8 protein-coding genes are annotated in these 10,181 nt (G+C 34.9%); 6 read left to right on the top strand and 2 right to left on the bottom strand.

Features of this window, described 5'->3' with window-relative positions; translation table 11 throughout:
* Positions 1-225 precede the first annotated feature (225 nt).
* Together RM368_RS32490 and RM368_RS32485 are read right to left on the bottom strand one after the other, a co-directional pair.
* Complete coding sequence (locus RM368_RS32490; protein ID WP_322697870.1) at positions 226-417, bottom strand: hypothetical protein; 192 nt, start codon at positions 415-417, stop codon at positions 226-228.
* Positions 418-496: 79 nt separating this feature from the next.
* A complete protein-coding gene (locus RM368_RS32485; protein ID WP_322697869.1) occupies positions 497-880 on the bottom strand; it encodes a hypothetical protein in 384 nt (127 codons plus the stop codon).
* A gap of 1,098 nt (positions 881-1,978) precedes the next feature.
* Here RM368_RS32485 and RM368_RS32480 point away from each other — a divergent pair.
* The 6 genes from RM368_RS32480 to RM368_RS32455 all read left to right on the top strand — a co-directional run bounded on the left by RM368_RS32480 (position 1,979) and on the right by RM368_RS32455 (position 10,172).
* Positions 1,979-4,186, top strand: coding sequence for a polysaccharide biosynthesis tyrosine autokinase (locus RM368_RS32480; RefSeq protein ID WP_322697868.1), 2,208 nt, complete (start codon positions 1,979-1,981; stop codon positions 4,184-4,186).
* A gap of 70 nt (positions 4,187-4,256) precedes the next feature.
* Positions 4,257-5,210 (top strand): glycosyltransferase family 2 protein, encoded by a 954-nt coding sequence (locus RM368_RS32475; RefSeq protein WP_322697867.1) that lies wholly within the window; start codon positions 4,257-4,259, stop codon positions 5,208-5,210.
* A 120-nt stretch (positions 5,211-5,330) separates the two neighbouring features.
* Positions 5,331-6,653 (top strand): flippase, encoded by a 1,323-nt coding sequence (locus RM368_RS32470; RefSeq protein ID WP_322697866.1) that lies wholly within the window; start codon positions 5,331-5,333, stop codon positions 6,651-6,653.
* Positions 6,654-6,678: 25 nt separating this feature from the next.
* Positions 6,679-7,626 carry a glycosyltransferase family 2 protein gene (locus RM368_RS32465; protein WP_322697871.1) on the top strand — a complete coding sequence of 316 codons (948 nt, stop codon included), beginning with the start codon at positions 6,679-6,681 and terminating at the stop codon, positions 7,624-7,626.
* Positions 7,623-8,852 carry an O-antigen ligase family protein gene (locus RM368_RS32460; RefSeq protein ID WP_322697865.1) on the top strand — a complete coding sequence of 410 codons (1,230 nt, stop codon included), beginning with the start codon at positions 7,623-7,625 and terminating at the stop codon, positions 8,850-8,852. The genes RM368_RS32465 and RM368_RS32460 overlap by 4 nt, the downstream gene beginning before the upstream one ends.
* 48 nt (positions 8,853-8,900) lie before the next feature.
* The gene (locus RM368_RS32455) at positions 8,901-10,172 is read left to right on the top strand and encodes a glycosyltransferase family 4 protein (RefSeq protein ID WP_322697864.1); all 1,272 of its coding nucleotides are present in this window, start codon (positions 8,901-8,903) and stop codon (positions 10,170-10,172) included.
* Positions 10,173-10,181: the final 9 nt, after the last annotated feature.

Raw genomic sequence — 10,181 nt, 5'->3', positions numbered from 1 at the left:
TTTGACTATTTTTTGCCGAAAATCAATGGAGTAAGGTTTCATTTTTAACTTTGATACACTGGTTTTACTGTACTACACTTACCTGCAATCTGCTGTATCTCTTTCCTGAGATTTAGGACGATCCAGAAGACGCAGATATCTGTGACAATTGCATTTGTGTCATAATTTGACGCAGACATCTGCATTGGATGCGGTATAATCAACTCGATTACTCCTAGAGAAATTTTATGGACTAAAAGTACTAACAGGTATAAGTGCGTCAGCTTCAGCATGGTGTTTTCCTGGTGCTTGCGTGTATCCTTGAGCAACGATCTCTTGGTCATATACGATCGCACAGCCTACTGGTGGGTTCGGCAAACATTCCGGCAAAGCTTTTCTGCTTTGAGCTAAAGCAGCCAGCATAAATATTTCATCCATATTTGAGCGTAAATTATCTAAATAAATCGATAAATCACACTACCAAAAATTAGCTATTTATTGTTAAAAAGTTCCTATATCAAAATTTAGTAACTGTCACACTAATACCAGAATCCAGTTTCGGAACCTTGAGATACTCAATTGGTTCAGTACTTTGAGTCTTGGTTGGTTCCTGACATTGCTTAAAAAAAGCGCTGGGGTTATTGATGAACTCAAGCGGGTTAATTTTTGAGCATCCTCGCTCCTGCATTAGCGAAATTGATTCAGCAGTTTGTTTGGAATTATTAGTCTGTCCGATAAAATTACTCCATGTAGTATTAATCGTAGCTGGTTCTGTGAATAAAACTCCAGCCCGATCGCGATCGCCTATTTTTATGGGAACATTCTCTTGATTAGCATAGGCATTTTGACTGAGAGTGAGTGCGCTAATCACAATGGCTAAGATAATAGAAGAGAATTTCATAATTCAATCTCTCAATATTTAATGTCAATTTAATAATTACAATTGCCTAGATACAAAAATCAAGAAATAGCAGGCTAGCTTGAGTACCTTAGATTAACACAGGTGATAATAAATATAGGGAAACTTCATTAAAAATATAGTGAAATCTAGTAGAATCTAACGAAAGTTTGCCTACGTTGAACAAGTTTCTTGAGCTATTTGTCTGCTTAATTGAGATAGTAGCTGGATTTTTGCTGTTTTGTACTAGTCTGATATAGACTAATTTCTCGATTTATTCACGCTGTTATTTGATGCTCGTTTGTTAGACTGCGTTAAATTTAAGCTGGAGCCAATTTACTTAGTAATCGTATGTAGTTTATTTGTATTACAAAAATGAATGTATTTCTACATAAAGGCAAATTAAATTTATTGCGAGTCTTTATAGGTTCAATACCTAAATCATGCAATTTTATGATTGCTAGTACCGTATTATTACCAAACTTGACTATTATTTAGAGCAAAAATAAATTGTTAATTAAAGTTTTGAAGTAGCTTCTGTAAAGATTCATCCAGTCTTTCCAAGTATCTATTTTCACTGTCTAAAGACTATCTCTGAAATGCTTCCATTGCTTATAAACTGACACAATTCTTCTATTCCTTACCCTGAACGAATTAACTCCTCTTATCTTTTAAAAATCAGCAGACTGAGAATGAATATATTAGTATATTGTATAAATTTTTTGTAAAGTTATAAAAATCAATGTTTTTACATAATATGATAGTGATTGTTAGCTTACTAATCAATACTTGGATTAGTAGTAGCATAAAACTAAGTTAACCAAAATTAAGTAAGCTCCAAAAATGGAAAGCGATTAAATCAGAGATAAAATTGTGATTTATCCTGTTTTTGCTCTCATTATAGTATCAATTTAAGTTAAAATTCCAGGTTACAAAACTATTAGTTAACTTTAGATATTAAAAAACCTCAGCAGCAGGTTATTAGCTACGAATTAACGCAAATATTAATATTGCGAAATAGACTTTATTAGCACTGTAGTCACAATCTTGAGAACAATTTGCTGTAAGTAAATAGTCTTTTTATAAAAACTTACATATATTATGACGATGGAATCTTTACCAAATTTTGAAGAAGTAAATATTCAGAAATACTTAGAAGTTCTTCAACGGCGTTGGCTACCTCTAGTTGGAATTTTCGCCATATCTGTTAGCCTTGGATGCTTGTATGCATTTTCACTAAAACCTTCATACAAGGCAGAAGGAAGTTTGATGATTAAAACAAATCGCTCTTCCTCACTCACAGGCTTACCGGATGACATAGGACGCCTAGAAGCTTTGAATGTGAACGACAATCCCCTGGAAACTCAGGTGAGAGTTATTGGATCGAATCCAGTAATTGAGAAAACGATTAATTCCCTCAACCTTAAAGATAGTCAAGGCAAACTGCTCTCGATTCCCGATTTGGCAAAACAACTGAAAATAGAAGGAATTAAAGGTACTGATGTTGTACAACTTTCTTATAAAGGTGGCGATCCAGAACTAGCTGCCAAAATCGTTAATAAAGTTATTGACAATTATATCGATCTAAATATCAAGGCTAATCAGAATGAAGCGCGGACAGCCAAACAGGTTCTTGTAACGGAAGTACCTAAAGCTGAGGAAGTTGTCAGAAGAGCCGAATCAAAACTGCGGCTATTTAAAGAAACTAATAAAGTTGTTGTTCTAGAACAAGAAGCAGCCGCAGCAGTCGATACCATTTCTAAGTTAGGAAACCAAATTTCTCAAGCTTTAGCTCAACTAGATGATGTGAGGGGTCGTCTAGAACAGTTAAGCAGTGAAGCTCAGATAGATTCACGGCAAGGTGTAATTGAATCTGAATTGAGTCAAGCACCTGGAGTTCAGAAAGTGCTAGCCCAACTTCAAGAAACAGAAAGCCAACTTGCACTAGAGCGTACCCGTTTTTCACCTGAACACCCTACAATTACTAACTTAGAAGAAAAAGTCTTAGCTCTTAAGAACTTGTTGAAAGAGCGGACAGGACAAGTAGCTGGTGGAGCACAGATAACACAGGGAAGTTTACAGGTTGGACAACTGCGGCAAAGCCTAATTGCAGATATTACTCGTGCTCAGGCAGAACGTGTTGGTCTGGAGAGGCAAATTGTTACACTCAAACAACAGCAAAATGCCTATATCAAACGAGCAAATAATTTGCCAAGGCTAGAACAAAGTCAACGAGAGCTAGAACGGAAACTGCAAGCAGCTCAAACGACTTACGAAACACTCTTAAAGAAACGCCAAGAGATTGATATTGCACAGAATCAAAAGATTGCTAATGCTCGTGTTATTTCCTATGCTTTAACCCCTGATAAAGCAGAAGGGCCTCGGAAAATGCTGTTTATTATTGGTGGAGCAGGAGTTGGTTTTTTCTTAGGTATCATTGTCGTCTTTACTTTAGATTTGATAGACCGCTCGGTGAAGACCGTCAAAGAAGCCAAAGAAGTCTTGAGATACAGTGTTTTGGGAGTGATTCCTACACAAGGTAGAAATGGTAAAGATCATTCTTCTATACCAGGACTTGATAGACCTATTCCCAAAATTATTGGCAGAGATATTCCTTACTTCCCTGTTGGCAATGCATATCAAATACTACAAGTGAATTTGAAGTTCCTCTGTTCTGATAAACCGCTCAAAAGCATTGTAATTACAAGTTCCGTTGCCAAAGAAGGAAAGTCTGACGTATCTGCAAATTTAGCTGTGACTATGGCTCAGGCGGGGCGTAGGGTGTTGTTGGTGGATGCAGATATGCGTCATCCCATACAGCATCATATCTGGGGGCTAACAAATACAATGGGATTAAGTAATGTAATAATTAATCAAGCTTCTTTAGATACAGTTGTTCAAGAAGTCATGCCTAATCTGGAAGTTCTTACTTCTGGAGTTTTGCCTCCCAATCCAGTGGCAATGCTAGATTCCCAACGTATGGCAACATTAATTAGTAACTTTGGGAGAGATTACGATCTTGTAATTTTTGATACTCCTCCCTTGTCAGGAATAGCAGATGCTGCTGTTTTAAGCACTTTGACTGACGGTATCTTATTAGTCGTTCGTCCTGGAGTAGTTGACTTGAACAGTGCAAATGCAGCTAAAGAGTTTTTAACTCAGTCAGGTCAGAAGGTATTAGGGATAGTCATCAATGGTGTGAACACTAAAAATGAACCTAATAATTATTTTTATGACACTAAAAAACAACAAATTGAACAAGATTTGGTATTTTCTAGCAGCTTAACTAAATTTCGCAAAGAGCGTTAAGTTTTTTTAATAATGGTGAAGGCTACCATCACTACAACTATTTAAACCTAATTTTGGGACTGTAGGAATAATGGATAAAACTAAAATCAAAACTTCTTGTTTAATTAATAATTACAATTATGCTGAATTTCTATCGGAGGCAATTGATAGCGCTTTAAATCAGACAGTCAAATTTGATGAAATTATCATTGTTGATGATGCATCTACAGATAATTCTGTAGAAATTATCAATAAATTTACTCAAGCAGTTAATGTTAGGTCTATTTTTAAAAAACAAAATCAAGGACAATTATCATCTTTTAATGAAGGTTTTTTAGCTGCTACTGGTGACATTCTATTTTTTTTAGATGCCGATGATATTTATGAGCCTCAGTATTTAGAAAACACTCTAAATTTTTACAATAGACGCAGTGAATGTGATTTTGTATTTTGTGCGTATAAAAAATTTGGAGCAGTAGAAGGCATATTTCAAGACGATGTAGTTGATTTAGATTTAGGTTATTCAGTAATTAGAACTTTATATAATGGTGAATGGATTGGTTCTATAACTTCAACATTATCAATACGTAGAGAAATAGTCAGAAAATTTTTACCTATTCAAAATTTAGAAGATTGGCGTGTAAGGGCTGATGACTGTTTGGTATGGGGAGCTTCTTTGGTGGGGGCTAAAAAGTTTTATATGTCTAAACCTTTAGTAAGGTATAGAATACACGATCATAATAAATATCATAATAAGAATTTTTTAGATGTAGACAAAAACTATGAATACAAAAGATTCTGGAAACGTAATTCTCTCTTTAATTACATCCTGCAAAAAAACAATTTTAGCTCTCCATTATTTTTAGCTTTTACATCTATCAATGAATTACAAACAAAACCCTGCCCAAAATATCAAGATTTTGTTAGTTATTTGAAAATAATATTTTTGTTTGAGCATAGTTTGTATTGGAAAACTAAAGGCATTATTTTACTGATTAGCTATTTTTTGAGAATTTTAATTAGTGGTAAATTCCAAATTTTGTAGGCGTTTAATAACATAAATCGGTGAATAAATATACTTCAGTTATTATTGACAAAAATTGAAAATTTGTACAAAAAGAATTGATAATTACCAATAACTTCAGATAATTATTTCATAAAAATAATGTTAAGTAAATTAAAGATCAAAAACTTATCGCAATTTCAATCGCGTTCTGGTCTGCGTGCAATTATTGCTAATACAGGTTGGTTATTTGCTGACCGCATTCTACGTATGGGTGCAAGCTTGGTTGTAGGAGTATGGGTAGCACGTTATTTAGGAGTACAACAGTATGGTCTATTTAACTATGCTTTAGCTTTTGTTGCCTTATTTAGCCCAATTTTTACTCTTGGACTAGACGACGTAGTAGTTCGCCATCTTGTTCGTCAATCATCAAATAAAGAGGAAATTTTAGGAACTACTTTTTGGCTAAAATTTTTAGGTGGAATTGCTTCTGTTTTATTGGCAGTTAGCACGATGTTTTTCTTAGGTGAGCATGAAACACTAAAGATATGGCTAGTTGCAATTTTAGGAATAGCAGGAGTTTTTAGGGCATCTGATACTATTGAACTGTGGTTTCAATCACAGGTACAGTCGAAATACACTGTAATAGCTAAAAACACAGCATTTCTACTAAATACTATCATCAAAATTGCATTAATTTTAACAAAAGCACCATTGCTAGCTTTTGCTTTGGTAACATTAGCAGAATTTGTAATGAGTGCTATTGGTTTACTGATTGTTTACCAAGTCAAAGGGTCTTCTTTGTGGTTATGGCGTTGGAGCAGTGCGGCTGCCAAAACTCTTCTGAAAGAGAGTTTACCTCTAATTTTTTCGGGGTTCGCCATCATGATTTTTATGAGAATAGATCAGGTGATGTTAGGTCAAATGATCGGAGATAGTGAGGTTGGAATTTATTCTGCTGCTGTGCGTATTTCTGAAATTTGGTATTTTATTCCAGGGGCTATTGTTTCTTCTGTAGCTCCGGCAATTTATGCAGCAAAAGAAAAATCAGAAAGTCTTTACTATCAGCGAATAGGACAATTACTCAGTCTAATGACATGTATATCTTTAGCAATTGCTCTTCCAATGTCTTTTTTATCTGACAAGATCATTATAGTGATGTTTGGAAGTGGATATGCAGAGGCAGGAGCAATATTAGCAGTTCATATTTGGACTTCTTTGTTTGTATTTATGGGTCTTGCAACATCACCTTGGTTTATTGCTGAAAGTTTAAACCACGTTTCTTTAGGTAAGACTTTGTTTGGGGCAATACTAAACATTATTCTCAATTTATTACTGATTCCTAAATATGCCGGACTTGGAGCTGCGATCGCAACAATAATATCTCAAGCTGCTGCTGCTTTTCTATGCAACGCATTTGATTCCAGAACACAAAAACTATTTAAACTTCAGGTGCGCTCGCTTATTCATTTTTATAAATACTAATCGTTGTTACTTAAATTTTATTATTATGCAAACACCCGTAACTTTTATTATTTTTAAACGTCCCCAAACAACAGAGAAAGTTTTTGAAGCTATTCGCCAAGCCAAGCCAACAAAACTTTTTGTCATTGCAGATGGACCTCGCGCTGACCGCGAAGATGAGGCAGAAAAATGCGAAGCAACTAGGGCAATTATTGAGAGAGTTGATTGGAATTGTGAAGTAATTAAAAATTATTCTGATATCAACTTAGGTTGCGCAAAACGGGTATCAAGCGGCTTAAATTGGGTATTTAATAATGTTGAAGATACAATTATTTTAGAAGATGATTGTATTCCTCATTCAACTTTTTTCAGGTTTAGTCAAGAACTCCTGGAAAAATATAGAAATGATACCAGAATCGCCACAATCTCTGCTCAAAATCTTCAACTAGGAAAAAAATGTACAAATTACAGTTACTATTTTTCTCGCTACAACCACTGCTGGGGTTGGGCAAGTTGGAGACGTGCTTGGCAACATTATGATTTGACTATCAAACTCTGGAAAGAGGTGCAAGCAGAAAACCTTTTACATGACATTCTTATAGATCAAAAAGCAGTAAATTCTTGGCAACGAATATTTCAATCTGTTTATGACAATCCTACAGGTATAACCTGGGATTATCAATGGACGTTTGCTTGTTGGATGCAGGGAAGCTTAAGTATTATTCCCAATGTCAATTTAATCTCTAACGTTGGTATTGGTGCAGACGCAACTCATTTCACTTCAAATCAAGAATTTTCCTTTATCAATACGCCCATGCAGGCGATGGAATTTCCCTTAAAGCATCCACCATTTATTGTCAGGAATGTAGAAGCAGATAATTTTATACAAAAAACAGTTTATAAAGCAACTGCATTAGATATTCTTAAAGAAGAAGTGAAGAAAAAATTGAATTATTCAACGATAAAAAATAGGTTAATTAAATCTCAAAAATGAAAATAAAACTAACAGAAAAAATATTAACTATTTTACTACTACTAATTTCTGTAGGGGCATTAACAATACACCCTGCACAAGAAGTTTCAATGTCTACACTTGGAGGTGATAAGCTAGATACTTTGTTTAATATAATTTCATATTTAATCCTATTTTATTTCCTAATTTTATACTGGAAAGGTTTTATTTATGTAATTATTAGAAGTCCACTACAGTTTTTGTTATTAGCAATAGTTATATTTTCTCTTTTATGGTCAGAAGACCTAAGTTCTAGTCTTACTTATTTAAGAGGTCTAATCCGAATATATTTTCTTGCTATCTATTTAGCTATGCGTTATCCCCTTAAGGAACAAATTAAGCTGATAGCTTGGGCACTTGGGGTAGCTGCATCATTATCTATGCTATTTTCTGCATTCGTACCAGGTTATATTCATGAATCACCTGAGTTACTAGGTATGTGGAGTGGAATTTATGGTCATAAAAATGAATTAGGTTACATGATGGCTTGGAGTGCAGGAGTTTTTTTGCACCTGGCTCTTAGTGGCCATCGATATCGTTGGTTGATGTGGGCACTATGTGGGATATCTATATGTCTAATTATCCTTTCACGTTCAACAACATCTTTAACGATTTTATTGACAATGATATTACTTTTACCCGTTTATAGATCCCTGAAGAAAACTAATTATAAATTACAAGTTATTACGATAACTTCAACTTTGATGTTACTGATGATTTCTTCAATATTACTTCTCAATAATGCCGAAACTGTAGTTGGTACTTCTGGTAAAGACCTTACCTTCAATGGACGCTCTGATCTCTGGGAGCTAGTAATTTCTAAGATTTTAGAAAGACCTTGGCTAGGTTATGGATTTTCGGGATTTTGGACTAGTAATGCTGCATCCAAATTAAGAGCTACTTACGATTGGGCAAGTAACGCCCATAATGGTTTTTTAGAATTATTGTTAGAATTGGGATTATTAGGGTTTTTGACTTTTGCAGCAGGGTTTGTCCGGTTTTTCGTAATGGCATTGACTCGAATTATTTCTGTCGCTAAAAAGCCAGAAGATTATTGGCCAATGCAGATGCTAATTATCATTGTCATAGTGAATTTTTCAGAAGCCAGATTATTAACTCCTAGCTGGAATTGGTTAATGTATATCACCACGTCATTATCTTTAACTGTTGAATCTCAACGAAATTATAAAAAGATTTTATTCAATTAGTTTTTATGACAGTTATAAATGATTTTAATGAATATTAAGTTAATAACAATGAAAATTTTACATATTAGTACCCATGATATTAGTGGCGGTGCAGCTAGGGCTGCATATCGTTTACACACAGGTTTACAGAATATAGGACTACAGTCACAAATGTTAGTACAGGAAAAATCTAGTAATGATAAAACAATAATTGCACCTAAAATTAGACTGTTTCAAGGCATCGCTAAAGCAAAGCTGACAGTTGAAAGTTTGCCATTAAAGCTTTATCATCAAAAGAAAAATACCCCATTTTTTACTCAATGGTTGCCAGATAGAGTTATTCCTAAAGTCGCTCAAATTAATCCAGATATAATCAATCTGCATTGGATTAGCGGAGGTTTTATGCAAATAGAAACCTTTGCTAAACTGAAGCGGCCTTTAGTTTGGACTCTCCATGATATGTGGGGATTTACTGGAGGATGTCACGTTACTGGAGAATGCGATCGCTACAAAGTATCCTGCGGGGCTTGTCCTCAGCTTAATAGTGGTAATGAATGGGATTTATCCCGTTGGGTATGGCAGCGCAAAGTAAAAGCTTGGAAAAATTTGAATTTAACTCTAGTTTCACCAAGTTCTTGGCTAGCAGAGTGCGCTCGTTCTAGCTCTTTATTCCAAAATTTGCGAATTGAGGTAATTCCCCACGGATTAGATACTCAAAAATATCGACCGATTAATCAACATTTTGCCCGCGAAACACTCAATCTTCCCCTAAATAAGAAGCTGATACTATTTGGAGCGATAGAAGCAACAAGCGATAGAAATAAAGGATTTCATTTATTGCAACCAGCTTTACAAGAATTGAGTAAATTTACCTGGAAAGATGACTTGGAAGTTGTGATTTTTGGAGCATCTCAACCCGAAAATCCACCTGATTTAGGCTTCAAAACTCACTATTTGGGACACTTACATGATGCTATATCTTTAGCAACTGTTTACTCAGCTGCTGATGTAATGCTTGTACCATCTCTTCAAGAATCTTTTGGACAGACAGCTTCGGAATCATTCGCTTGTGGTACTCCAGTTGTGGCGTTTAATTCTACTGGCTTGAAAGATATTGTCGATCATCAGCAGAACGGCTATTTGGCTAAACCTTATGAAGTTGAGGATTTTGCCAAAGGAATTACCTGGGTTCTTGAAAATGAACAGAGATTGCAAAAACTGTCATTTTATGCGCGTGAGAAAGCCGAGCAAGAATTTACTCTGGAACTTCAAGCACGTCGTTATTCAGCCTTGTTTCAGGAAATATTGATGATAGCAAAGAAATCTTCATTGAGTAATTAACTTATTAAA

This window comes from Nostoc sp. DedSLP03 (assembly GCF_034530815.1).
Classification (GTDB): Bacteria; Cyanobacteriota; Cyanobacteriia; order Cyanobacteriales; family Nostocaceae; genus Nostoc.
This window is presented reverse-complemented; position numbering and strand designations above follow the sequence as displayed.

What these genes read in the sequence shown, in the direction of transcription:
- RM368_RS32490 (WP_322697870.1), bottom strand. Translation starts at nt 417, where the DNA reads ATGGATGAAATATTTATGCTGGCTGCTTTAGCTCAAAGCAGAAAAGCT.
- RM368_RS32485 (WP_322697869.1), bottom strand. Translation starts at nt 880, where the DNA reads ATGAAATTCTCTTCTATTATCTTAGCCATTGTGATTAGCGCACTCACT.
- RM368_RS32480 (WP_322697868.1), top strand. Translation starts at nt 1,979, where the DNA reads ATGACGATGGAATCTTTACCAAATTTTGAAGAAGTAAATATTCAGAAA.
- RM368_RS32475 (WP_322697867.1), top strand. Translation starts at nt 4,257, where the DNA reads ATGGATAAAACTAAAATCAAAACTTCTTGTTTAATTAATAATTACAAT.
- RM368_RS32470 (WP_322697866.1), top strand. Translation starts at nt 5,331, where the DNA reads ATGTTAAGTAAATTAAAGATCAAAAACTTATCGCAATTTCAATCGCGT.
- RM368_RS32465 (WP_322697871.1), top strand. Translation starts at nt 6,679, where the DNA reads ATGCAAACACCCGTAACTTTTATTATTTTTAAACGTCCCCAAACAACA.
- RM368_RS32460 (WP_322697865.1), top strand. Translation starts at nt 7,623, where the DNA reads ATGAAAATAAAACTAACAGAAAAAATATTAACTATTTTACTACTACTA.
- RM368_RS32455 (WP_322697864.1), top strand. Translation starts at nt 8,901, where the DNA reads ATGAAAATTTTACATATTAGTACCCATGATATTAGTGGCGGTGCAGCT.